The sequence below is a fragment of the Boseongicola sp. genome (assembly GCA_014075275.1).
Taxonomy (GTDB): domain Bacteria; phylum Pseudomonadota; class Alphaproteobacteria; order Rhodobacterales; family Rhodobacteraceae.
Window position 1 is genome coordinate 285,188 of the sequence record CP046179.1, and the last position, 25,516, is coordinate 310,703.

At 53.5% G+C, this 25,516-nt stretch carries 24 protein-coding genes; 14 read left to right on the top strand and 10 right to left on the bottom strand.

Features of this window, described 5'->3' with window-relative positions; all coding sequences use genetic code 11:
• Position 1 precedes the first annotated feature (1 nt).
• The gene (locus GKR98_01530) at positions 2-679 is read left to right on the top strand and encodes an ATP-binding cassette domain-containing protein (protein ID QMU56995.1); all 678 of its coding nucleotides are present in this window, start codon (positions 2-4) and stop codon (positions 677-679) included.
• A 35-nt stretch (positions 680-714) separates the two neighbouring features.
• Here the strand turns inward: GKR98_01530 and GKR98_01535 are convergent.
• Positions 715-2,057, bottom strand: a protein-coding gene (locus GKR98_01535; protein ID QMU56996.1) for an IS3 family transposase whose coding sequence is annotated in 2 segments (ribosomal slippage) — positions 715-1,728 and positions 1,731-2,057 — 1,341 coding nt in all. Because the reading frame shifts where the segments join, the coding sequence is not laid out codon by codon here.
• Positions 2,058-2,146: 89 nt separating this feature from the next.
• Here GKR98_01535 and GKR98_01540 point away from each other — a divergent pair.
• The 8 genes from GKR98_01540 (at position 2,147) to GKR98_01575 (ending at position 10,033) form a co-directional block, all read left to right on the top strand.
• Positions 2,147-2,506 carry a hypothetical protein gene (locus GKR98_01540; protein QMU56997.1) on the top strand — a complete coding sequence of 120 codons (360 nt, stop codon included), beginning with the start codon at positions 2,147-2,149 and terminating at the stop codon, positions 2,504-2,506.
• Entirely contained in the window at positions 2,499-5,039 is a 2,541-nt protein-coding gene (locus GKR98_01545) for a molybdopterin-dependent oxidoreductase (GenBank protein ID QMU56998.1), read from the top strand. The genes GKR98_01540 and GKR98_01545 overlap by 8 nt, the downstream gene beginning before the upstream one ends.
• On the top strand, positions 5,032-5,487 hold the full coding sequence (locus GKR98_01550; GenBank protein QMU56999.1) for an alcohol dehydrogenase catalytic domain-containing protein: 456 nt from the start codon (positions 5,032-5,034) through the stop codon (positions 5,485-5,487). Before GKR98_01545 ends, GKR98_01550 begins: the two co-directional genes overlap by 8 nt.
• Entirely contained in the window at positions 5,450-6,103 is a 654-nt protein-coding gene (locus GKR98_01555) for a zinc-binding dehydrogenase (GenBank protein ID QMU57000.1), read from the top strand. The genes GKR98_01550 and GKR98_01555 overlap by 38 nt, the downstream gene beginning before the upstream one ends.
• A 77-nt stretch (positions 6,104-6,180) precedes the next feature.
• Positions 6,181-7,095 carry an SMP-30/gluconolactonase/LRE family protein gene (locus tag GKR98_01560; protein QMU59932.1) on the top strand — a complete coding sequence of 305 codons (915 nt, stop codon included), beginning with the start codon at positions 6,181-6,183 and terminating at the stop codon, positions 7,093-7,095.
• A 24-nt stretch (positions 7,096-7,119) separates the two neighbouring features.
• Positions 7,120-8,061 carry a 3-keto-5-aminohexanoate cleavage protein gene (locus tag GKR98_01565; protein ID QMU57001.1) on the top strand — a complete coding sequence of 314 codons (942 nt, stop codon included), beginning with the start codon at positions 7,120-7,122 and terminating at the stop codon, positions 8,059-8,061.
• Between the two features lie 312 nt (positions 8,062-8,373).
• A complete protein-coding gene (locus GKR98_01570) occupies positions 8,374-9,108 on the top strand; it encodes a cytochrome B (protein QMU57002.1) in 735 nt (244 codons plus the stop codon).
• On the top strand, positions 9,092-10,033 hold the full coding sequence (locus tag GKR98_01575; GenBank protein QMU57003.1) for an SMP-30/gluconolactonase/LRE family protein: 942 nt from the start codon (positions 9,092-9,094) through the stop codon (positions 10,031-10,033). The genes GKR98_01570 and GKR98_01575 overlap by 17 nt, the downstream gene beginning before the upstream one ends.
• 72 nt (positions 10,034-10,105) lie before the next feature.
• Here GKR98_01575 and GKR98_01580 read toward each other — a convergent pair whose 3' ends face one another.
• Positions 10,106-10,999, bottom strand: a complete 894-nt coding sequence (locus GKR98_01580; protein QMU57004.1) for a helix-turn-helix domain-containing protein — start codon at positions 10,997-10,999, stop codon at positions 10,106-10,108.
• Between the two features lie 350 nt (positions 11,000-11,349).
• Entirely contained in the window at positions 11,350-12,123 is a 774-nt protein-coding gene (locus tag GKR98_01585) for a helix-turn-helix domain-containing protein (GenBank protein QMU57005.1), read from the bottom strand.
• Positions 12,124-12,196: 73 nt separating this feature from the next.
• Here GKR98_01585 and GKR98_01590 point away from each other — a divergent pair, with 73 nt between their 5' ends.
• The 5 genes from GKR98_01590 (at position 12,197) to GKR98_01610 (ending at position 16,958) form a co-directional block, all read left to right on the top strand.
• Positions 12,197-13,552, top strand: a complete 1,356-nt coding sequence (locus GKR98_01590) for a selenium-binding protein (GenBank protein ID QMU57006.1) — start codon at positions 12,197-12,199, stop codon at positions 13,550-13,552.
• Between the two features lie 5 nt (positions 13,553-13,557).
• Positions 13,558-13,917 (top strand): 2Fe-2S iron-sulfur cluster binding domain-containing protein, encoded by a 360-nt coding sequence (locus GKR98_01595; GenBank protein QMU59933.1) that lies wholly within the window; start codon positions 13,558-13,560, stop codon positions 13,915-13,917.
• Complete coding sequence (locus GKR98_01600; GenBank protein ID QMU57007.1) at positions 13,918-14,382, top strand: CoA-binding protein; 465 nt, start codon at positions 13,918-13,920, stop codon at positions 14,380-14,382.
• Between the two features lie 150 nt (positions 14,383-14,532).
• Positions 14,533-15,345 (top strand): enoyl-CoA hydratase, encoded by an 813-nt coding sequence (locus GKR98_01605; GenBank protein ID QMU57008.1) that lies wholly within the window; start codon positions 14,533-14,535, stop codon positions 15,343-15,345.
• Positions 15,342-16,958, top strand: coding sequence for an AMP-binding protein (locus tag GKR98_01610; protein QMU57009.1), 1,617 nt, complete (start codon positions 15,342-15,344; stop codon positions 16,956-16,958). Before GKR98_01605 ends, GKR98_01610 begins: the two co-directional genes overlap by 4 nt.
• A gap of 41 nt (positions 16,959-16,999) precedes the next feature.
• Here GKR98_01610 and GKR98_01615 read toward each other — a convergent pair whose 3' ends face one another.
• The 7 genes from GKR98_01615 to GKR98_01645 form a co-directional block, all read right to left on the bottom strand.
• Positions 17,000-19,348, bottom strand: a complete 2,349-nt coding sequence (locus GKR98_01615; protein ID QMU57010.1) for a TRAP transporter large permease subunit — start codon at positions 19,346-19,348, stop codon at positions 17,000-17,002.
• A gap of 2 nt (positions 19,349-19,350) precedes the next feature.
• Entirely contained in the window at positions 19,351-20,244 is an 894-nt protein-coding gene (locus GKR98_01620; GenBank protein ID QMU57011.1) for a C4-dicarboxylate ABC transporter permease, read from the bottom strand.
• A 59-nt stretch (positions 20,245-20,303) separates the two neighbouring features.
• On the bottom strand, positions 20,304-21,389 hold the full coding sequence (locus tag GKR98_01625; protein QMU57012.1) for a twin-arginine translocation signal domain-containing protein: 1,086 nt from the start codon (positions 21,387-21,389) through the stop codon (positions 20,304-20,306).
• Between the two features lie 304 nt (positions 21,390-21,693).
• A complete protein-coding gene (nagA, locus tag GKR98_01630) occupies positions 21,694-22,824 on the bottom strand; it encodes an N-acetylglucosamine-6-phosphate deacetylase (protein ID QMU57013.1) in 1,131 nt (376 codons plus the stop codon).
• The gene (locus tag GKR98_01635) at positions 22,821-23,849 is read right to left on the bottom strand and encodes an SIS domain-containing protein (GenBank protein QMU57014.1); all 1,029 of its coding nucleotides are present in this window, start codon (positions 23,847-23,849) and stop codon (positions 22,821-22,823) included. Before GKR98_01635 ends, nagA begins: the two co-directional genes overlap by 4 nt.
• A 2-nt stretch (positions 23,850-23,851) precedes the next feature.
• A complete protein-coding gene (locus GKR98_01640; protein QMU57015.1) occupies positions 23,852-24,610 on the bottom strand; it encodes a UTRA domain-containing protein in 759 nt (252 codons plus the stop codon).
• Positions 24,607-25,500 carry an N-acetylglucosamine kinase gene (locus tag GKR98_01645; protein ID QMU57016.1) on the bottom strand — a complete coding sequence of 298 codons (894 nt, stop codon included), beginning with the start codon at positions 25,498-25,500 and terminating at the stop codon, positions 24,607-24,609. Before GKR98_01645 ends, GKR98_01640 begins: the two co-directional genes overlap by 4 nt.
• Between the last annotated feature and the right edge of the window lie 16 nt (positions 25,501-25,516).

Consider the following 25,516-nt stretch of genomic DNA (forward strand, 5'->3'; position numbering starts at 1 on the left):
GATGCGATTGGAAGCCGAAAACCTCACCAAATCCTACCACCAGAGCGAGGTGGTCAATATTCCGAGTGTGTCCTTCGGCGGTCAGGGGCTCGAGGGCCTCATTGGGCCAAACGGCGCTGGCAAGAGCACCCTAATGGGGCTTTTAACACGGCGCATCGCGCCCACCAGCGGCAGCATAAAACTGGACACCGGCGATGGCGTCAAAGCTCTCAACCCACTGAAATCACACGAAGTCGCGCGGATTGGGCTCATCAAGACCAACCAACGTATCCAAGGGTTTGACAGCCTCACAATCCGAGACTCACTTCGCCTTGCCGCTTCAGCGCCCAAGAGCGAAGGTCTGATGAGCATTTTTGCGGGCGAACGCGATCCAAACGAGATCGAAGAGCGTGTTTCACACCTGATTGAGGCATTCCCGTTCACCGACCGGGATGGCTACGCACGTTCAGGCGGCGAGAAAAAGCTCGTCGACATTTTGCGCTGCATCATCGCCGAGCCAAAACTTCTATTGATGGACGAACCTACGGCAGGGCTTCCTGACGACATCACACATACCGTGATGGGCATGGTCCGCAAAAGAGTGGCGGCCGGCACGATGCGTGTTGTGGTGGTCGAGCACGATCTGCCGCTGATCTGGGAATGTCCGTCGTCAGGGTTTTTGGAACCAAGAGTTGCTTAAACAAGTAAAGAGTTTGGCTCGTCTGATTGATGTTATTATGCGGCGCGCTGTCTGTGATGCAAGCGCCGCGCTTCGAGCGTCTTTCGTTTGATCCTTTCCCGTTGTCTTAGAATGGCTTTGTCACGCCCGAAGTAGACGTCGGCGGGTGTGACGTTGTTCAGGCTCTCGTGGTAGCGCTTGTGATTGTAGTGATCGACGAAGGCTTCGATCTGGGTTTCGAGGTCTCCCGGAAGGAAGTAGTTCTCCAATAGGATGCGGTTCTTCAGGGTTTGATGCCACCTCTCGATCTTGCCCTGTGTCTGGGGATGATATGGTGCGCCCCGAGAATGCTTCATGCCTTTGTCCTGCAGCCATTCAGCCAGATCGCCAGAGACGTAACTGGACCCGTTGCCGCTGAGGAGGCGGGGTTTGTGGATGACGTGAACCTGATCGCACCCTGATGCTTGTAGCGCCAAATCCAGGGTGTCCGTCACGTCCTCTGCCCGCATGTTCGTGCAGAGTTTCCACGAGATGATGTAGCGGCTGTAGTCGTCCAGGATTGTGCTGAGATAGAACCAGCCCCAGCCAAGCACTTTGAGATAGGTGAAGTCGGTTTGCCAAAGCTGGTTGATCGCAGTGGTCTTGTCTTTGAACTCGTTTGCCGCCTTGAGCACGATAAAGGCCGGGCTGGTGATCAGATCGTGGGCCTTCAGGGCCCGATAGACTGAAGATTCCGAGACGAAGTAGCGCTCCCGATCCGTGAACGTCACTGCCAGTTCGCGCGGCGACAGCTCCGTCTCCTGCAGCGCCAGCTTGACGACCTTGCGCCGGACTTCGTCGGGGATGCGGTTCCAGACATGTCTGGGCTTAGGCGCTTGATCCACAAGGCCAGCGTCGCCGCGCTGCCGATACCGATCATACCAACGGTAAAATGTGGTGCGGGGGATGCCCAGCTTTGCCAATGTTCGACGAGCAGACAAATGCGACCCCTCAACAAGCCGGATGATCTCCAACTTCTCAGATGCAGCATACCTCATTCTTGGTCGCCCCCACCGCCGGTCATGCTTTTTTTGAGAAGACGCAGTTCCAGTGTTTGCTCGGCAACGACCTCCTTCAGGTCTCGGGCTTCGCGGCGCAGGTCCTTGACTTCGTCGGTCGTAGCCGCACGCGCCGTATCTCCAGCAAGCCGCCGTTTGCCAGCTTCCATGAAGTCCTTGGACCATTTGTAGTAGATACCTTGAGATATTCCCTCACGACGGCACAACTCAGCAATGCTGTCTTCGCCACGCAAGCCATCCAGCACGATCCGGATCTTCTCTTCTGACGAATACTGTTTGCGCGTCGCCCGTTTGATCTCTTTGACGATCTGCTCGCCAGGGCTTTTGGTTGTCTGTCTCATGTCCCACTCCTCAGTGGTTACGATGAGCCAACAACTCTCTCTTATCAAATTAACCTAATTGGACCCATAGGCGCTGACTTCAGACAGTCATTCCATTGCCGGAGGAACCGCGTGGGTGCGCTTTTGACAGGATTACTCGGCGTCGCGGTGTCGATCTCGCTACCACCAATATGTGCTGCACAATATCTGCGGATGGCGAAGTTGTATTGGCATTTGGTGCAGTTACGCCAAAGCCCCTCGTGCTGCGCGACGAAAGCCGGACGCTTGGCGATACTTCGGCATCGCCCGCTGATCGATCCAACGTTATCGAGAGGATGGCAGCAAATGCCGCCCCGATAACAGACGTTCGCGCCAACGCAGACTACCGCACCGCCATGTTGAAAGTCATGGTAGCGCGCTCGCTGGAAGTTGCGCAAAAGCGATTGTCGGAGCGCATGCTCGATGCCTGAAACTATGAACACAGCGCCCCAAGAGGCGGAAAAGGCTGCCGTTTTCGGCGCAACCAAGATTATCGATCTTGCGGTGAACGGAAAAGAGGTTCGAAAGAACGTGGCAGCCCACACCTCGCTGTTGGATTTCCTGCGCGATGATCTGGATCTTAAAGGAGCAAAGGAGTGTTGCGCGGTAGGCGAATGCGGGGCTTGCACAGTTATAGTAGATGGGGAGCCAGTGAACTCCTGCCTGATGCTCGCCGTGGAGGCTCACGGCTCGTCGATTGAAACCGTAGAAGGAGTCTCGGCTGCTGATGCACTAAGCGACGTGCAGAACTCGTTTCTGAAATGCGGTGGCGTCCAATGTGGGTTCTGCATTCCAGACATGGCCCATTTGAAGCTGGTAACGCTGGATGTTGGTCGCGCCAAGATCAATAAGGTTGATGCGTCAAAGGCACTGGCAGTTCCGGGTGTTTTGGATGTTGTGACTGCGAATGAGTTGCCAAATCCTATGCCACGCTTTGGCCCTGAACGTCAGGACCGACCTATCATTGCAGACGGCGAAACTAAGTTCCATGGTGAGCCGGTTGCAGCTGTCGTTGCCGAATCTAAAGACATCGCGGCCTACGCTGCCGGGCTTGTTAAGGTCGACTTTGAAGCATTGGATGCGATCACATCCGTCGAGGCCGCATTGGAGCGCGATGCGCCTCTGGTTCAGGAACCTGCAATTCGGCCAAATGATCCTCTCGCGCAAACAAATGTCTTCAAAGATCTTCAATATAGCTGGGGCGATGTTGATGCTGCCAATGCCGATCTGGTCATAGAAAATACTTATACTTTTCCAATGGTTACGCATTTCTCGATTGAGCCGCACGGATTTATCGTTGATGCATCTGGCGATCGACTTAAGATCTGGAGCCCGGTGCAGCATCCGTTTTTACTCCAGAAAATCATGGCTGGGCTTTTTGACATGCCACTCAGCGATGTTCAGGTTCTTGCCCCGGATCCAGGCGGTGGTTTCGGCGGAAAGCAGATGCCGAAGTTTGAACCTTTGCTGGCTTTCGCCTCGCGCCGCATCGAGCGGCCTGTGCGATTGATCCTGACTCTTGAAGAGACGTTTCAGGCCGTAAGACGTGCGTCGGCTTCCGTAAAAATTCGTTCGGGCTTCACTAGTGATGGCGACCTGGTCTTTCACGACATCGCCTCAGACTATCTCGTTGGCGCTTATGCTGACGTAGCGACCCGTGTGACCCAAAAGGGCAACTATCTGGGTTGCGGACCCTATCGTGTGCCGAATGCCAGAATTAAAGCGCAACCAATACTGTCGCATACAACGCCGAGCTGCGCTTTCCGAGGCTTTGGGACGCCTCAGGTAAATTGGGCAGTTGAAAGCCAAATCAACGAAGCAGCCCGTCGTCTTGGATTGGACGGGGTTGAGATCCGATTGCGCAATGTGTCCGATAAGGGCGATCAGGTCGTTCCTGGCGATGTGCCCGCAGACGGCCATTGGTTGCAATCTGTTCAAAAGGCCGCCGATCTTCTTGGGTGGGACAAGCCTAAAGCGCCGGGACGAGGTCGCGGCATCGCAGTGGGCATCAAGGCTGGCGCAACAACGGGGCTTTCGAACTCAACTGTTCGTCTCTTGGCCGATGGCAGCATTCTGGTTTTCGCCGGAACATCTGACATGGGGCAGGGTGCACGCACCATATTTGCCCAGATCGCCGCTGATGCGCTGGGTGCACCATACGACCGGGTGTCTGTCATCATGGGCGACACCGATGTTGTTCCATTTGACCTGCAAACTTCAGCCAGCCGGTCCACTGTTTTTATGGGCACTGCAATCACGCGCGCCTGCGAGGATATCCATGCCCAAGTCGTTGAGCTTGCAGCAGACACGCTGGAAATGCCCGAAGCCGACATTCGCATCGAAGGCGGGAACGTCGTTCTGCCGGATAGGTCCCAACCAATATTCGATTTTGTCCAAACCAAACTCGGCAGCTGGAACGGCGAGTTGATCGGCAATGGCCGAATGCGCAAGCCCACGGACCAAAATCACCCGCTTGGCGGTTCGCCTGCTTTCTTCGAATTCAACTGCACCGCCTTCGAAGTCGAAGTCGATCATGCGACCGGTGAAATCCTGATCCACAAGCATGTGACCGTGGGTGACGTTGGCAAGGCGCTGAACCCTCTGCAAGTCGAAATGCAGGACGAAGGCGCCGCCATTATGGGGCTTGGCCATTCGATCTATGAACAGATTCTCATGGACGATCAGGGCCGTATCCGAAACCTTGGTGCGATCGATTATCGGATCGTCACCACCAAGGACATGCCAATTCAGATGAAGACCGCCATGATCGAAAACGAAGATGGACCAGGTCCGAAAGGCTCTAAAGGTGTCAGCGAAGGCGCAATACTTTGCACGGCTCCGGCACTCGGTGCCGCCGTTGCAGATGCTACTGGCGTCGCCATTCGTGATCTGCCGCTGACGCCCGAGCGAGTCTGGCGGGCCCTTCAAAATCAAACCACGACGACAGGAGACCAAGATGCTTGATACGAACGGCACGATGGACGCTTTGGTTTTGACCGCGCCACGCGAGTTTGAAGTGCGTGAAGTCCCGATCCCGTCCGTCGAAGGTGACGAAGTTCTGTGCAAGGTCGATACGACCTATATCTGTGGGACGGATCCCCACATTATCCAAGGCGATTTCCCCGGTTTCTGGCCTCCTGCTTTTCCGTTCATTCCCGGCCATGAATGGTCTGGGACAATCGTCGAGACGGGCCCCAAGGCGGCGGCTCTAGGTTGGAAAGGCGGCGACCGGGTGTGTGCAATTTCTCATGTTGGCTGTGGTTACTGCAAGAATTGCATGTCCGGTCGCTACACGATCTGTCTGAATTACGGTGTGCTTGACGCCGGTCACCGCCAGCACGGTCACATCACGCCGGGGGGCCTATGCCCAGTACATGGCTGCCTCAGTCAAAAGCCTCTACAAAGTCCCTGACGATATGGACCTCGAATACGCGGCAAATATCGACCCGCTGTCGATCGCGCTTTACACGGTTAACCGTTCCAGGTTCGAGCCGGGTGACGACGTTCTGATCATGGGAACAGGTCCGCAAGGTTTGATGGCGCAACTATGCGCGCAAGCAATGGGAGCAGGGCGCGTCATAATCGCAGGCAGCGGTGAGCGTTTGGATTTGGCGGTTAAACTGGGCGCGATTGGCATAAACTACCGCGATACGAACGTCGTCGATGCGGTCCACGATCTGACCGGCGGTCTGGGCGTGCCTCGGGTGCTTGAATGTGCGGGCACTGTGCAGGCCATCCAACAGGCTTGTCTGGCAGCAGCTAAAGGCGGCGTCGTGTCGATGATCGGAATTCCACATGCCGATCCCAGCTTGCCGATTAAGCGCATGGTTCTCGATGAAGTCGAGCTAGTCGGAAATCGGGCCAACCCGAACACCGCCCAGCCCGCAATCGCCATGCTCGCGGAAGGCCGTGTCGATCTTAAGCCCCTGTTATCGCACAGGTTTCCTCTGTCGGATTTCGCTACAGCGTTGGACATCTACGAAGGGCGCAAAGATGGCGCGATGAAAGTCGCGATAAAGCCCAATTGAATTGGTCGCAAAGCCTCACCGGGTCGGATCGGGCTGCTTCCGCCAATAATAAGACTTGAAGGAAATAATGAATGTCGTTGAAGATCGAGTGCATTTTGGACTGCAACAACCATTTGGGTGAGGGGCCAGTGTGGGATGTGGATGAGGGGCGACTGTACTGGCTAGATTGCACTGGGCCGCGCTTCGGAAAAAAGGCGGTCTGGCGAATGGACCCCAAAACCGGCAAAGTTGAAAGCTGGGATCTTCCAAAAGACATCGGCGCAATGGCACTCCGTGAAAAGGGCGGGGCGGTTGCGGCCATGAGCGATGGTTTTTACTTCATGCATTTCAAGGGCGATCAACTCGAACTTGAGTTGATCAAGGAAGTTGACGCCGACATCGAACGGACGCGCTTGAACGACGGTAAAGTTGATCGCCGCGGGCGGTTTTTCGCAGGCGGAATGGATGATCTCGAGGAACTCAGAAATTGCGGCCTTTGGCGACTTGACCCAGACCTATCCGTGACCAAGGTCGAAGATGGATTGATGTGCACCAACGGTCCTTGCTGGAGCCCAGACGACAAAACATTCTACGTCGCTGACACTTTCATCGAAGAATTCTGGGCCTACGACTACGATATCGAGACTGGCGACTTGTCCAACAAACGAGTGCACGCGTCCACCAAGGAAGACGAGGGCGTGGCGGATGGCTCCACTGTGGATGATGAAGGTTACATGTGGAATGCCCAACTGATTTCCGGCGATCTCGTACGCTATGCGCCCGATGGAAGTGTCGAACGTCGCATCGGGATGCCAGTGAAAAACATCACCTCGGTTATGTTTGGCGGCGACAATCTTGATGTGCTCTATGTGACCTCGATGGCGCGTGTGAAGCATCCGGCAGTCCATGATATGTTCGCAGTGCAGGAAAAGCCGCAGTTTCTGGCAGGAAGTCTTTTTGCCGTCACCGGGCTTGGTATCCGTGGCTTGCCTGAACCCCGTTTCGCAGGCTGATTTGATGACTAAAAGGATACGACTATGACCCAAGGCACCCAGGCAGGAAAAGTCATTATCACTTGCGCGGTTACGGGTGCGATCCACACTCCCTCGATGACCCCACACTTGCCGATCACACCAAATGAGATAGCAGCAGAAGCCATTGCCGCAGCCGAGGCCGGTGCAGCAATCCTGCATCTCCATGCTCGCAACCCTGAAACCGGTCAACCCGATCAAAGCCCGGAAGGATTTGCGGCGTTTCTGCCCCGGATAAAACAGGGCACCAATGCGGTTGTGAACATCACAACTGGCGGCAGCCCTTATATGAGCGTCGAAGAGCGTGTCGCTCCAGCAGCAAAATACCAATCCGAAGTTGCATCACTGAATATGGGGTCGATGAATTTCGGTCTTTACCCAATGTTGAAACGGTTCAAGCAATTCAAATTCGATTGGGAGCGCGAACACTTGGAAGGTTCTCGAGATCTGGTGTTTCGTAATTCTTTCAAAGATATAGAGTATGTTTTGCAAACCTGCTACGGGAATGGAACCCGGTTTGAGTTTGAGTGTTACGACATTTCCCACCTCTACAATCTCGCCCATTTTGCTGATCGTGGTTTGGTAAAAGCGCCGTTTTTTGTACAGTCCGTCTTCGGTTTGCTTGGGGGTATCGGCCCACACCCTGAAGACGTCATGCATATGAAGCGCACCGCGGATCGGTTGTTCGGGTCGGATTTTCGTTGGTCAGTCCTTGGCGCAGGCGCCAATCAACTGCGCATCGCGGCTCAGGCAGCGGCGCTCGGGGGAAACGTTCGCGTCGGGCTGGAAGACAGCATTTGGGCCGGAAAAGGCGAACTCGCAACTTCCAACGCGGTGCAAGTTAAAAAAGTTAGGCAAATCATAGAAGGCCTTGGCCTCGCTGTTGCCACTCCGGATGAAGCTCGCGAAATCCTGGCCCTGAAAGGCAGCGACCAAGTCTCATTCTAATTAACGCGGAAATCAATTCCTGCCAGCATCAGAAAGAGCGACTTTCATGCACAGCTGTGTGGTATTTGAACTCACGAAAATTCGTATCTTGGGCGCTCTAATATCCAGCCCGAAATCGGCCCGGGGTCCCATTCCGCGAAAATTTTGGAGAGTCCGGGCAACCGGACCAGCGACCTAGAGGTCAGGGAAAGACGGATACTGGATTGGTGGCCATTGCCTATGTCATCTTTTTGGTCGAGCTGATAATTTGATCGGCAATTCAAGACTTGGAAACCTAGTTTCTGCGCCGGCTGTCGAGGCAAGGGGGGGCAAATGTGGGAGTGGCTGACCCTTCCAATTGATCACAGTCGTACGCACGATGTCGGACTTGCAGTGTCATGGCACGGCCGCGCAATGGTGATCGCCTGGGGTGTGCTCGCGCCCCTTGCTGTTATTGTCGCTAGGTTTTTCAAGATACTGCCCGGGCAAAACTGGCCAAAGAAACGAGATTCAAAGTTTTGGTGGCGGTTTCATTGGATGGGCCAATTGGTCGTATTTCTGCTGGCAATAATTGGACTCTTCTTGGTTCTGGCAAACGGTGCGGCACCGGTGAATGATCACAGTTTGATAGGTTATGCCGTGATTTTTGGACTGATTGTTCAAGTCACTTTTGGTCTGTTTCGCGGGTCAAAAGGCGGGCCAACTGAGTCATCTAAAGACGGCAGTTTAAGGGGCTATCATTATGACATGACGCCAAGGCGCCGCGCATTCGAGGCGCTTCACAAATCCACCGGATACGGTGTCATAGTATTGGCAGTTGTTGCCATCTTATTGGGACTGTGGAGCGCAAATGCACCCGTTTGGATGTGGCTTGCCTTGGGTGTTTGGTGGTTTGTCTTAATCCTTGTATTTCTCAAGATGCAAAGTCGAGGTATGGCAGTAGATACATATCAGGCGATCTGGGGCGTCGATCCATCGCACCCTGGTAATACCATGCCACATCCTGGTTGGTGGGTGCGACGGTCCAGTAATGATCCGAAGGGAGACAAAATTGTTCGGCGTAATTGAAGGAACCGGATTTGAAGCCATCGATCCAAGCTTTGTCGAATGTCTGATCGGGCATGCCCGTGTCGAGCGTCTCTGGACGGGCGCCCGCTGGTCAGAAGGACCGGTCTGGGTTGCTGCGGGCCGTTACTTGCTATGGTCGGACATCCCAAACAATAAGATGATGCGGTTCGATGAAACCGACGGCTCGGTTTCCACATTCCGCCAGCCTTCGAACAACTCCAATGGAAACACCTTGGACCGTGAAGGTCGGCTGGTAACAGGTGAGCACTTGTCCCGCAGAGTGACGAGAACAGAGCATGATGGTTCCATCACCGTAATCGCTGACAGCTTTGACGGCAAAAGACTGAACTCTCCAAACGACGTCGTCGTCAAGTCCGATGGCTCCATCTGGTTCACAGACCCGTCCTATGGAATTCTAATGGATTATGAAGGCGGTCGCGCCGAAAGTGAAATTGGCGCGTGCTATGTCTATCGTGTTGATCCTAATGGTGAAATTAGCATTGTTGCCGATGACTACGTTAAACCAAACGGATTGGCATTCTCTCCGGATGAAAGTCAGCTTTATATTGCAGATACCGGTGCATCGCATATGTCCGACGGTCCTGCTCACATTCGAGTCCACGACGTTTCCTCCGACGGCTCCCTTAGCGGTGGCAGTGTGATCGCAGAGTGTTCAGCTGGCCTTTTTGATGGGCTTCGATTGGACCGCGACGGTCGAATTTGGAGTTCAGCTGCCGACGGCGTCCATTGCATGACATCTGATGGATCACTGATTGGAAAGATCTACATCCCCGAGCTGGTCGCAAATGTATGTTTCGGTGGTCCGAAACTAAATAGGCTGTTCATTTGCGGAACAACCTCACTTTACTCGGTCTTTTTGAATGTGAACGGCATTTCGCCGATCGGAGCAATCGCCGAAATGTAGCCTTAGTTTGTAAATTGCCACAGTGTGTAGGATTAAACAGTCCGGTTGCCGCTTCGTTTCATGCGCAATAGATCATTCACTCTGTTGCAGTTTTGCGGATTTTCGGAACTCGGCTGGCGTTGTGCCAGACGATTTTTGAAACGCTTCGTAGAATGCAGACTGAGACCGAAATCCGCAGTCCAACCCGATGGTCAAAATTTTCTGGTCCGTTTCTGCCAATAGCATTTTTGCGTGACTAATCCTCAAAGAAGACAAATGCGCTTTGACGGTTGTTCCAAGCACTTTCTTGAACAATTGAATGGCGTAGTTCGGCGAAACGTTCGCCGCATTGGCGATGTCATCCAGCCCAATGGGTTCGGCATAGTTTCGGGCAACAAATCTGAGCATACGGTCAAAGTGTCTTATCGCATTGCCTCCAACTCGCTGTGCGTTGCCTTCTACGGGCTCGCTGTTAATCGCTTTCCAGCCATCAAGCGCCATACGGGTAAGCCGCCCCTGAACTTCGACCATATGCAATCTGTCCCACCTGTCGTCATTCTGGTGTCTTCGCCGAGCCCAGTTTCTGGCGATTTCATAGTCGGCGGCATTTTCATTTGTTGAAGTTAGAATCGCGCCGGAAAGAAGCGCGTCAACAAAGCTCTGCGGCAATGGCCAACTCCAAAATTCGTGTAGCGGAACGTAGATATTTATTATCTCCCCTACACCATCAATTGCCGCGACCCGGTGCGGGCGCGCACCCCAAAATACGCAAAATTTTTCCGACGGAACTTCGACAAGCTTTCTTCCGAAGGAATAGGTCATCTGGCAGTTGATGAGAAAATTGATCTCTAACGTCGGATGCACGTGATACGCCGTTTCCATGATTTGCGGCGCATGGTGCTCGATCAGCACTCCGTCGGTATGTGTCTCAATATAAAGATGATCGGAGTACGTTAGTTTGTTTCGCCTGCTTTGTGCATCTGCCATTTCGGTCTTTCCGAAGATCCCCACGCCTATTTTTCAATACATGAATCAAGATCAATCGACGAGCTAATTCCAGAGATTGTATGATTTCCCGGAACTGTTCTTCCGCTTTCCGACATTTCAGAAGTGAAACCAGATGAAGTCATATTCGGAGAAAAATGCCGCAAATATATAAGTTTAAATGCGCGGCGATGTGGCATTGATGCAGCCCTTGCGCCGAAGTTCGCAAGCTGCATGGAGCCACGATTTTGGAATATGCGCGTAAACCCGGAACATTAAGATAGCTTCGCTCGACAGCAGTTGCATGTGGTGCCTTGCTGGGTTTGCGCACTTTGGAGGCAGTTAGATACGCCTCAGGTGACTTGAGACGGAGTTGGATATTCGTCAGCGCTGCTTCGCCCCGCCACCGTCAGGGAAAAGTTTTTTGCCAGGCGGATACATTCATGACCCATTTTTGCACGAAATGCCTCAGTAAACACGCGCACAGACCCTGTCGCTCCGATGGAAAGTGTCGCACCCAGCCCTGACGTTCCAACTACACATGCGACAGAGCAAAGTCCGCGCTCGATTTCCTCGACGCATTCCGCATAGCCGCGCGCGCGAATTGCCGTCAGATCTGCCTCAAGGTCACCTACGTTGGTATGTGTGAATTCGGTGTATGATTTTAGGCGTCCCTCAAGATCCTGTGTGGCTTTGATGTTATTGTGAAACGCGGCAATTGCCTTTGAGCACGAGCAGGCGTGAAGCGGTCGTTTGCCCAACCCGGGGTGCAGAAATGAAACGCCTGTGTCAGGTGTTTCCACATGAATGATTTCGACAGCCGGACCGCGAAGTCGGGACAGAAAAAATGCAACGCCGTACTCGGTTGCGGTTTTCTTGAGCCGTGGCGCGATCAGATCGACAAGTGCTGCATCTGATTGATCTGATTGCGAAATTCTCATCAGTCGGGTGCCGATAGCAAATCGGCCTTTTGAAACGGGGTCAATCAAACCTACACCAACCAGGTCTTGAACGAGGCGATAGGCTGATGGCTTTGGCAAATCCGAGTGCGCACAAATGTCCGCAACTGTTGCCTCACCTTTTTGGCCGACGATTTCCAATATCATGGTTAGGCGTTCTAGATGCAATTTTCTTACCTTGTGAGAATTCAATTATCATTGTATGAGCAAATATGATGCGGTGCAATCAAGGAATGACAGAATGGACGGAGTTTGCTGCGGACCAGGCTATGCAAGCCCCGCCGAAGCCATTCAGGCTCCGCGCGAAAAACTGCTCTATACTATAGCCATCTACACCGGTACCGGGATTCAAAAGCCAGACTATCTTGCGACTGTAGACTCAGATCCTGATAGCTCCACCTACTCTCAGGTAATTCACCGTCTCGAAATGCCAGGAATTGGTGACGAGTTGCACCATATGGGTTGGAATGCTTGTTCCTCCTGTCACGACGACAGTTCGATGACCCGCAAATATCTGCTGGTACCTGGCGTGCGCTCCAATAATATTCATGTAATTGACACAGCCACCGATCCTTATGCACCACGTCTGCATAAAGTAATCGACGGTGCCGAGATTAAATCAAAGACCAACCTCTCAGGCCCACACACGGTGCACTGTCTAGGTTCCGAGATCATTATTTCGTTTCTAGGCGACGCAAAGGGCGACGCGCCCGGCGGCTACCTGCATATGAATAAGGACTTCGAGATCTTAGGCCGTTGGGAAAATTCGATGGGTGATATCCCGTTTGGCTATGACTTTTTGTATCAGCCACGGCACAACGGGATGGTATCATCCGAGTGGGCCGCGCCGAACACGTTCATGCCCGGTTTTGACTTAGAAGAAGTCGGCCACCTCAAATACGGGCGCAGACTTCACATTTGGGACTTTGAAAAACGCGAACCGATCGAAACCATGTATCTTGGCGAAGACGGCCTGATCCCCTTGGAGGTTAAATTCCACCATAACCCCGACAGTACCCATGGATTTTGCGGTGCCGCGCTCAGTACGAATGTTATCCACTTCTGGAAGTCGGATCAGGGCAAATGGGAGTGGGAAAAGGTTATCGACGTTGAAAACGAACCGCACCCGGAATGGCCGATCCCGGTTCCAGGAGTGATGTCAGCCATTCTGGTCTCGATGGATGATAAGTACCTCTACCTGAACAACTGGCTACACGGCGATATGCGTCAATATGATATCACAGACCCTCACAACCCGGTTCTGACCGGTCAGGTCTTCATGGGCGGTCTTTTGGGCAAAGCTCCCGAAGTAAACGGCGTCAAAGTGGCCGGCGGCCCGCAGATGTTTCAACTCAGCCTGGATGGCAAACGGCTTTACGTAACGACGTCGCTTTTTTCGACCTGGGACAATCAATTCTACCCGGAAATCCGCTCGCGGGGCGGGGTGATGATGATGATCGACTGTGATGTGATAAGTGGCGGAATGACCATCAATAAAGACTTTATGGTGGACTTCGGCAATGAGCCAAACGGACCAAGCCGCTGCCACGAAACGCGTTACCCCGGTGGCGATTGTACAAGCGATATTTGGTTGTGACCGAATTGCAGACCATAACCATCGCAAATCGCAACGGCGCAAAGTACCGGGTCGATGCCAGGCGCCCGTTGCTTGAGACTTTGCGCGAACAAGGCGTGGACCTGCCATATGGCTGCAAGTATGGCGGATGCATTACCTGTGCCGCAAAACTTACTCACGGAGGAGTAGATCAACGTCGCCAGGTCGCGCTCAACAATCGCCAGTTAAACAACGGATATGTGGTTTTGTGCGTGGCACGGCCCATGAACGATTGCACGTTCGAAATCGGAGTAGAAAGCCACGACAAGCTATACCGCAATCCATTTGTTGATCCGTTGGAACCGCATGAATTGAAGGCGGATATTGCCACTTCGAAGGAGTCGTAAATGCCCGATGCTGACGTTGATCATAAGTTCAACTATGATCCTGCTTTTCTGGCCGATATTTTAAAGTCGGTGAAAACCATCGCGATGGTCGGGGCCAGCGCGGACAAAACCAAGTTCAGCTACGGTGTGTTACGGGTCTTGCATGAAACGGGCTATGATATGATCCCGGTGAACCCAAATCCAAATCTGCAAGAAATTCGCGGCATCCCTGTTTATCATGCGTTGGAAGACATCAATCGTCCAGTAGACATGGTCGAGGTCTTTCGCCCGAAAGAGGAGCTCTATGAATTTGCTGAAAAAACGATTGAGATTGGCGCCAAAGTGCTATGGGGCCAGATAGGTGTATATGACGAACGCGCTGCGGCGTTGGCGGAAGATGCAGGTCTGAAAGTCGTGATGAACCGTTGCCCCAAAATCGAACTTTTCCGACCATTCTGGAAACCCCGCCTTGATCTGGCGATTTGAGCGTCGGCAATTACAATCTGCACACACTACGAATATGAGACGCTGATTGCCGAGACTGGCTTAATGGCGACCGCTCAACGGACTACTGGGTATTGCTTTCCCATCCACCATTGGCGTTATATTTATTAATATGGCCGGAGGCCCGCCCAGATGAACAAGACAGGTCAATCTGACGACATCTTACTGCGCCACGACGCGGATGGGGTAACCGTTCTTACGCTTAACGCTCCCAAATCGATTAACGCTCTTTCAGAAAGTATGTTGGCGGCACTGACGGATACTCTCGACGAAATTGCGAGCGACAAATCTGTTAAAGCCGTGATCCTAAGAAGTGCAGGTGATCATTTTTGTGCCGGACACAATCTGAAAGAGATGTCTGAACGGCGCACGGACAAGGATGGCGGCTTTCAATATTTCCAGGATCTTTTCGCGACTTGCTCGGCCATGATGCTGCGTGTGGTGCGTCTCCCGCAGCCGGTGATTGCAGAAGTGAAAGGTATTGCGACGGCGGCAGGGTGTCAGCTTGTGGCATCCTGTGATTTGGCGGTCGCTTCTGAAGATGCGCGTTTCGCTACATCTGGTGTAAATATTGGGTTGTTCTGCTCGACTCCAATGGTCGCCCTCAGCCGGAACCTGCCGCGCAAACACGCAATGGAAATGCTTCTATTGGGAGAGTTTCTGTCCGCCGGACAGGTCGCTGAGCTGGGTTTGATCAATAGGGTCGTGCCGCGCGACATATTGGAGGCCACGTCTATTCATTTGGCCCGCACTATCGCCGACAAATCGCCGGTTGCCATAAAGATTGGCAAGCGTGGCTTTTACGAACAAGCCGAACTGTCCCTTGAAGACGCCTACAACTATGCAGGACGAATTATGGCCGAGAATATGATGGCACAGGATGCGGCGGCCGGAATAGGTGCTTTCAATCGAAAGGGCCCAATGCCGGAATGGAGCGGAGAATGATCTACGACGGCCTCGAACTTCAAAAATGCGCTGCCAATCATACCGCCCTGTCGCCCGTTTCGATCCTCAAGCGGGTCGAACGCGTACACCCTGAACTACCGGCACAAATTCATGGTTCAGTCCGTAGAAACTGGGGTGAAGTCGCTGAAAGATGCAAGCGACTTGCATCGGCGTTGGTAAACCGTGGCATCGGCCCCGGTGACACAGTGGCATTGGTTGCGCCCAATATCCCTGAGGCACTCGAATGCGCGCTGGCAGTACCTATGACCGGAGCTGTCCTGAACGCCAATAATGTGCGTTTGGATGCGGGAACCATCGCTTACATCCTAAATCACGGTGAAGCCAATGTGCTTCTTGTGGACACCGAATTCTCGGAAATGATGGCCGACGCGGTTAAACAGTCCGGTCGTGACATGCTGATCATCGACATTGAGGATACCCAAGGCCCGGGTGGCGATCGCATCGGCGAATTGACCTACGATGAATTACTGGAAGAGGGCGATCCCAACTTCGCCCATACTTTGCCGAACGATGAATGGGATGCAATCGCCCTGAACTATACATCCGGAACCACCGGGCGACCCAAAGGCGTGGTTTACTCTCATCGCGGTGCATGGACCAATGCGGTAAACAATGTGGTGACCTGGCAAATGCCGCACCATCCTGTGTATTTGTGGACGTTGCCTCTGTTCCATTGCAACGGTTGGTGCTTCCCCTGGACCATCTCCCTTCTGGCCGGCACTCATGTTTTTCTGCGCGCGCCAAAGGCAGATGCAATCTACCACGCATTTGCCGAGCATGGCGTCACACATCTTTGCGGCGCGCCGATTGTCATGTCGATGATCGCTGGTGCGGCCAAAGCAGACCGCCGCGATTTTCCACAAGATATCAAAATGATGACCGCTGCCGCCCCGCCGCCAGCGACCGTCATCGCCGGAATGGAAGCAATGGGGATTTCCATAACCCATGTATATGGCCTGACCGAAGTCTATGGACCGGCAGTTGTCTGCGCCGAAAAGCCCGACTGGAAAGAACTTCCAACTGAACAACAAGCCAATCTCAAAGCCCGACAGGGCGTAGCCTATGAGCTTGAAGAAGACGTCTTGGTGCTGGACCCGGATACCGGATTGCCGGTGCCCTTAGATGGTGAAACCCAGGGCGAGATCGTATTTCGTGGCAATATCGTGATGAAGGGATATCTCAAACAACCCGAAGAGACCGCGAAGTCTTTCAAAGACGGTTGGTTCTGGTCCGGTGACATCGCCGTGCAACATCCCGACGGCTACATCGACATTCGGGACAGAGCCAAGGATATCATAATCTCGGGGGGCGAAAACATCTCATCAATCGAAGTGGAAAAAGCGCTTTACTCACACCCCGCGGTCAATCTGGCAGCAGTTGTTGCTATGCCTGACGACAAGTGGGGCGAAGTGCCTTGCGCCTTCGTTGAACTGACCTTGGATGCCAATGTCACCGAAGATGAATTAATTGAACATGCCCGATCAAAGCTGGCGGGCTTTCAACGCCCCAAGAAGATTGTATTTGGCGAATTGCCCAAAACATCGACCGGGAAAGTCCGCAAAAACGAACTAAGAGATCGCGTTCGCGGTTAGTGGCTGATTGTCCCGAAATCCAAAAGAACGCACATTGCTCGCTAACGACCGATAAGTGACGGCAAGATGGTCACGACATCCGGGAACATCCATAACAAGCCAATTCCGACGACCTGTATCAACACAAACGGCAATATGCCTCGGTAAATGTGGGCGGTCGTCACCGAAGGCGGCGCGACACCACGTAGATAGAACAGCGCAAACCCAAACGGTGGCGTCAGGAATGAGGTTTGCAAGTTAACGGCGATCATAATCGTGACCCAAGCCGGATCCAGTGTTCCCCCATAGATCACCGGTCCAACGATTGGGACAACGATGTAAATTATCTCCAGGAAATCCAAGACAAATCCAAGGATGAACAGGATCACCATGACCAGCAAGAAGACGACCCATTCCTGACTGAACGAGCGCAGGAATTGTTGAATATAATGCTCACCGCCAAACGAAATCACCACAAGGTTTAGCAACTGCGATCCGATCAGGATCGTAAACACCATCGAAGTGACCTTGGCCGTTTCTCGGACGACCGGCGCCAGAACCGAAGTTCGATACAGCACCCAACATCCGTAAAGCAAACCGAACATGGCAATGTGATAGGCGACCATGGCCACAAGGAATGCGACACGATCTTCAAACGGGATTACTTCTCTGGACATCCGCAGATCGAATGACGCACCAAGCAAAATCATAACCACGATTGAAAAAGCAGCCATCAATATAGTCTTCGCTGTCCGGTTTTCTTCTCGCAACTTCCGATAGGCGGCCAACATGATCGCGCCGCCCGCACCTAACGCCGCAGCCGGTGTCGGATTGGTGATGCCGCCAAGGATTGAACCCAATACGGCTACGATCAGCACGAGCGGTGGAAAAACCACCCGAACGAGGTCATTCTTGCCAAGTCGTGTTGCAGCCACTCGCAGTCCGTAAAGCGTCGCCACAATCGGAATTGCCAGCACCAGAACCCTGGTGCCCGGAGAGGCTAGGGGCGACAGGAAAGCCCAGTCGAATCCCAGCGATGCAACAATACCCCCCGCGCCAATCATCAAGGGATAAGTCGACATCGATGGTGCAACACCGCGCGCCAATGCGATCGTAACGGCCATCAGACTGAATATAATCGCAGAGGCGGTCCCAATCGGTGCCGCGTTGTCAATCTTAGCGGCCAGCGCTGCTGTCAGCTCTTCTTCTGTCAGGTTTCGGGTTGGCACATTGGCCGACCCATCACCCGAGACAGCTGCAACCGAAAGATCCCAGGCTTCTTGACCGTGAAGTTCGATCATTGCGTCGCGGCATTGATCGGAAACACTGGTGCGCAGCAGGCTCGAACGTTCAACCGCGGTTGTGCCTCGGACAGTCAAGTCCTGAGAGCCAACAAAACCAACTTGCCCTGCGCCGATTAAGATTGTGATTATCAACAACGGCGCAGCCACATACCAAGTCAAAGCCTCGCCAAGCGTTACGTATTCTGGTGAAATAGCATCCGACTGCACAGCCGGCGCTTTGCTTGGATTTAAAAGTGCGTAGCAAAACGCATAACCAGCATAGAGACATGCCAACAGGATGCCCGGCAACAAAGCGGCCTGAAATAACGTTCCTACTGAAAGAACGGCGGGTTTGCCCAAATACGTCAACGCATCCGAACACCCTTGCAGTTGCGCGCGTTGTTCTTGCCCGGTTGCGTATAAATCACCGGCCAAAGTTCCAAGAAGAACAATAACGATGGACGGCGGAATAATCTGCCCCAGCGTGCCCGACGCTGCAATGACGCCGGTAGACAATTCAGGGGCGTATCCCGCTCTGAGCATTGTGGGCAAAGCCAGCAAGCCCATAGTGACAACTGTAGCGCCAACGATACCGGTGGACGCCGCCAGAAACGCGCCAACCACGACAATAGAAACAGCCAGACCGCCGGGCAGGGGCCCGAAAACAAGCGCCATCGTGATCAAAAGATCTTCGGCGATCTTCGAGCGCTCCAGCGTGATCCCCATCATAACGAACATCAAAACCGCCAAGAGCGTTTCAATGGACTGCCCGGCAATTACGCGTTCATTCATGCGGTTTACGACGAATGAAATGTTGCGGTTTAGCGCTTGTTCCCAACCACCTCTTAATAACTGCTCCTCAATTCGAGGCAATTCCGGGTATCGGAATACAGAGATTGCGTCGCGGGCAACCCCGTCCGCCAGCAACAAATTGTATTCGTTTGAAAATGTGTCAATCGCCTGATGAATCAGCAGGCCACCGCTATCAAGAGCCGCAATAATGGCGAACGAAATTATAGCAGAGCCGCCAATCGCAAAGGCCACGGGAAACCCCGTCATGATCCCCGCAAAAAGGCTGATGAAGACGATCAAAAGGCCGACTTCGATCCCATCAAGTCCGAATGGCATGATCAGGCAGCCCCTTCCGTGGTGTCGGGATCAGCGGCATCAAGAATGTCGCGATCAAGTCCACGCCCTTCGTCATCTTCGCCGCCAACAAATTCCAGGTAGGAGCGATAGAAAACGGCAGCGGCTTGAACCATCATCATGAACGCAAAGAAGACGATCAGAACTTTGAACAGGAAGTACGCGTCGAATCCATTGGGTGAAAAGCCGATGGTCTCAGGTTGCCACCGAAAGGCCCGTGCTTTGCGGATCATGCCATCCAACGTATCCGAGGCGTTGACCTTTGGGTTGATCAGGTGACGCCACATAAAAAACCACGAGTAATGCCAGATCAATAGCAGCGCGGGGATCATGAAGAATAGGGCCCCAAACATATCGATCACGCGCTTTGTGCGATATTTGACGCCGGCATAAAACAAATCCACCCGGACGTGACCGCCTTGCACAAACGTGTATGCACAGCACATGCAAACGACGATGGCGTTATACAGCTTAAGACTGTCGCCCCACCATCCAAGCGGGCGGTCAAATCCCAGGCCAACCGGCCCCAGACCAATGTCCGAAACGCGAAAGATCGCTTGCAAAAAGATGACCATGATCTGCTGAAGAACCATTAGCAGGCCCGCCCAGGCTGCCAGGCGGCCAATGCTGTTGGAAAACCCTTCCAGGCCGCCGACAATGCGCCATAGAAATTCACGGTTGTACACACCATACGCGAAGACACCGAAAAACAGCATCGTCGATAATAAAAACAGCTCGGGCGAAGCGCCGTAATATACAAAGCGCATCACCGCTTCGGGTTCGGAAAGATTCCAAACTGTCAATGGGTTAAGCAAAACGTAGACAAGGCCGGACAATGCCGACCAAGCATGCTCGATGATCCAGCTAAGTGCTGCCATCTGCGCCCCTTAAGGATTAGCTGGGACCGCAAAAGGTTTGCGATCCCGTTTGATAGGGTTCAGAGGCCCAGAACGCGAGAGCGCTGCGCTGCATAAGCCGCATCCGAACGGCCAATCCAGCCCGACGTTGCTTTGGCAGATGCCAGGAAGCTGTCGTGGATTTTTGCAAACAAAGCGTCGCTTCTGAATTCTTCCATGACTTCCTGAGCTGCAGCCCCGAAAGCGTCCCAGGTTTCTTCCGAGAACTCATGAAGTTGCGTGCCGCCTGCAACCAAGCGCTCAAGCGCCGGTCCGTTGTTGCCGATGAACTGCGCGTAATTGGCCTGATGTGCATCTGCGGCGGCAACTTCGATGGCGCGCTGATGCTGTTTGGACAACCCATTGAAGCGCTCGTTGTTCACAGCCACAGACAAAGCTGCACATGGCTCGTGGAAACCGGCAGGATAGTAGTGGTCACACACTTCCTGAAGACCAAGCCGCTCGTCCGACCATGGGCCGATCCACTCGGTGCCGTCCAAGGCACCCGAAGACAGCGCTTGGTAGATTTCCGACGCTGGAAGAGTCTGAACCGAAGCGCCCAATTTGGACACGGTCTGTCCACCAAGACCTGGCATGCGGAATTTCAGACCTTGATAGTCCTCTGGCGAATTGATGGGCGAGCGATACCAGCCGCCACCCTGAGCGCCAGTCTGGCCCGCAATAAAGTGCTTCAGACCGTAAATTTCACCAAGCTCGTGGTGCAATTTCTGACCTTCGCCATGATAGTACCAAACCATCATCTCGGGCGCAGTCATCCCAAATGGAACCGCCGTAAAGAAGGCCAAGGCCGGGTCCGTGTTCAAGAAATAATAGTCTGCGGCGTGATACATATCCGCCTGGCCAGACGACGCAGCGTCAAAACTCTCAAGCGCCCCGACCAATTCTCCGCCAGCTTTGGTGTCGATTGTCAGCGTGCCGCCAGTGATGTCGGCGACGTTGTTTGCAAAACGCTCAACCGAATCCCAAACACCTGCCAGTCCCCGCGGCCAGCTTGTGACCATGACAAGTTGTTCGCGACCTTGTGAAATCGCTGGTGATGCAAGACTTGTGGCCGCAGCCGCTCCGCCAGCTATCGCTGATGTGCGCAAAAATGAACGTCGATCCATAGAATACCTCCCGTAGTTTCCATTGTTGGCCCGAATTGCCGGGTCCATTTGAATCATGTCGGGACGATAGCGTTATTGATGCCAAAATTGAATAGCTGCGTGCCGTCACTTGCCGCATTTGCGCAGGTTAGGCAGACGTACCTGTCTCGGTTGCCCTCAATTTGATCGTTTCGCCGCGTCGGTCCAACGCGTGTAAACTTGTGGCATGTCGACCCCGAGTCAACAGGCTTGGCGCAACGTCATTCGGACTGGCGGCTCTGTATCCTAACGTTAAAGTCAGCAATGTGGTCATTCACTACGACGATTAGGCTGATCGCAGATATTCCCGATTGCGATCTAACAGGATCGGACTTGCCGGATTATTTGCTTGAAAATGGCCATGGTGAAGTGGCTCCCTAAGCAAGTGTGCTGGCCCGGACGTTGCCATCGCAAGCGCCGTGATTTCGGAAACGCCAACCTCATTGACCAAATGCGAAACTGCTTTTGTGAAACTCAGATGTGCTCCCGCAAGCGTTCCATCTTCCAGTGTCAGCCGTCCAGATTTCAGGAATACTTTTCTGCCATTTAAACTGAACTCCGAAATATCCGAGCCAACGGTAGACATTGCGTCTGTCACCAGGAAGATACTTCCAGGCGAACGCTTAGAGCTTAGTGCTGTGCGCAAGCTGGCATTATGAACGTGGAAACCGTCCGCTATGATGCCTGCCGAAACGCCAGCTTCATGCAAAGCCGCCCCAACAAGCCCGGGTTCGCGATTTCCCAACTGACTCATGGCGTTGAAAAGATGCGTCACACAACGAACACCCGCATCAAAGGCAGCCAGGGCCGTATCAAAAGAACAATCCGTGTGACCCAGCGAAAGGATAATCCCAGCAGCGTTCAAACGCCGCATTTGCTCCAGGCTCACATTCTCAGGAGCAATCGTCACCATGACGTTCGGAAGTCTTTCCGCCGCTTCTATTAAAAAAGCTTCGTCTGGATCATCCATGGGTCGAATTAGGGAAGGATCATGCGCTCCCTTGCGCGCTACGGACAAATGCGGCCCTTCCAAATGGACTCCTACGACGCCCGGAACGCCCGCAGCGATGGCCGCCTCAACCGCGTCAACCGCAGCACGCGTTCGCTCCGGTATGTCTGTGATCAATGTTGGTAAAACCGCTCTTGTTCCGGTTCTAGCATGAGCTTCGGCTATGGTGATAAGCCCATCAAGCGAAGTATCGTCATTGAACATCACGCCGCCACCGCCATTTACCTGCAGGTCGACAAACCCAGGTAATATCGTGCCACCTTCCAGTTCTTCGGTCGCGAAGTCGTCGGGGATATCGTCACACGCAACAATTCCTTTGAAAACATCGCCATCAAACAGGCATGCCTGATCCACATACATGTCTCTGCCATCAAATATCTGGGCACCAATTAGAGCGCGACGTGTCATACGGTTTCAGTCACTTTCTGTAGATGGCGTGGTTTGTCGGGATCAATTCCGCGCATGCGTGAAATCTGTTCCACCATAGCGTAGAGCGAAACAATCAAAGAAACCGGGTCCGTCAGAGGATGGCCAGTGCGCGCAACCGGCAGCCGAGTGGATCGTTCCGCCTTGTCAGACGTCACAAAAACCGTTGCACCTTTAGCGGCAATGGCGTCCGAAATTTCGACAACAGAGGATTCCACGTTGTCCGCGGCGGTCAATGCCATCACAGGAAACCCGCTTTGAACGATTGAAACCGGACCATGCATAACTTCGGCCGAAGAGTAAGATTCTGCATGGATTTGGCAGGTCTCCTTGAACTTCAGAGCCGTCTCATTTGAAATAGCCAAAGAAGGACCTCGACCCAGACAAAATAGCGAGTTCTTTGTAGCCATCACCTTGGTCAAAGCACCCCAGTCTTGCGTAACTGCATTTTCTAGAACCTGCGGCAAATCGTGAATCGCCGCGACAAGGTCAACATCCTTTTGCCATTCGGCCAACAACCAAACTGCGGAAACCGCTGAATTTACGTAGGTCTTCGTGGCGGCAACACTTTGTTCCACACCTGCGTGCAAATTCAGTGTGTGGCTGCTGACCTTGGCAAGATCGCTGTCTGTGTGATTGGTCAATGCCAGACTAAGTGCGCCCTGACGTGCCGCCATATCCGCCATTGCGACAATATCCGGACTCTTGCCAGATTGCGAAATCGACAGGCAGGCGCTTTGGGCAAGCCGCAGCTTGTGTCCATAAATCGATGCGATAGAGGGCCCGACTGACGCTACAGGCACTCCGGCTACCAATTCGCTGGCATATTTAAAGTATGTAGCAGCATGGTCCGAAGACCCGCGCGCAACAGAAATTACGACACTAGGATCACATTCGGCAAGCGCCTTGGCCGCGTCTCTGACATGCTGCGCCCCATTGGTCAGAAGATCCTCGACGGCATCAGGAATCTGACGGATTTCGCGGTGCATATTCGTCTGCTGTGACATTGTCAGTCCTTTGATAGTCGAAGTTCGGCGACAAAATTATAGGCATCACCCCGATAGAGAGACTGGGTGAATTCAGCGACCCGACCAGACGCCAAATACGATGTCCTCTCAATTCGTAGCCCGGCATCGCCGGGCGAAACGGCCAACAACTCTGCATCCGCAGGCTCTATGTTGACTGCCGATATTTTCTGGAGCGCGCGTACAGGTCGATGCCCAGTACGCTCCAGAACTTCATAAAGCGAGACTTCAACCAAAAGCGGATTCTCCAGGATGTCAGTCGGCAGAGAAGCCCGCTCAATTGCGATTGGGTCGCCATCGGCAAGTCGAAGGCGTGTAATGCGAGCAACAGAGTCCTCGGCGGCCAAGCCTAGGGACGTCATTTCATCTGGTGATGGCATATATAGTCCACGCCCAAGCCAACGCGATGTTGCGACCATCCCCCGACGCGCCATGTCTTCAGAAAACGACGTCAGGCGCGACAGCTTTTGCTCAATACGATCAGGTTTGGATGATACGAAGGAGCCTGATCCCTGCTTCTGCACAATGGTGCCATCCTCGGCCAGCGATTGGATCGCTTTACGAACCGTGACACGGGAAAAATCTGTGATCGATGCTATTTCACGCTCGGGCGGCAATGGGCTCCCAGGAGGCAGAATGCCCTTGGTAACGCCATCGCTTAGACGTTGTCGCAACTGGACGTATCTCGGACCTGCGTCTGCCCGAAACCAGTCTTGAGGTTTAAGAAACTCGGTCACGCTCATCCGGCACACTCCATATTCTCGCTTGCAGCCTTGGCCAGCATCAGTGCTCCATCCAGGGCAGTTCCTTTGGCTGGACGAACCAGCGACTTCGCGCGATCATCAAGGTAAGGGGCATAATGCGGACCAATTCCGCCGGTCAGGCAAACGATATCGCTTTCACCAAGGTCCGCCTTTCCAATGCATGAGTTAATGAACCGCGCGCCTTCGGTCATGATCGAGCGCCCAAGCGCATCGCTCTTGGCTCCCGCCTTAATCACCATTGGAGCCAGCGCTGCGAAATCGCTCGGCGCCGCCGCCTTTGCAAAGCTAACCATTTCAACGGGATCATTGTGAAACTCAGTAAGCACCTGATTGCTCAGCACACTGCCAGGCTCCAGCCCATCACATACATTGAGACAGCGTTCCATTGCAGCCCGCCCCAGCCATGCTCCGGACCCATGGTCCGATATCTGAAATCCCCAGCCGCCAAAGAACCTGGCCGCGCCGTTTTTTTGGATGGCCACAAACGCACCGGTGCCAATTGCTGCAAGCAGTCCGTCCTCAGTGCCCAGCGCACCGACGGTCGATGTTGGCCGGTCGTCTGTCACGTTGACTTGTCGAAACGGCAAGGCCGCAGCCATGCGCGCAGCACCTGACGCATTCAAGATGCCCGCCAATCCAACATGGGCCACGCAATGACTTAGTGTATCAAGTTCAATATCAGCAGACTTTGCGGCCTCCTGCGCAGCTTCAAGGACACTCTTGATTGCCAGTTCTGGGTTGGTCGTAAAGTTTGCAGCACCACCAGTTGCTTCACCAATCCGCACGCCGTCTGAATCGGAAAGGGCTGCGCGGCAGCCCGAGCCGCCGCCGTCGATTCCAATTATGTAATGTGACAAATTGCAAGTCATGAAATACCTATAGCAT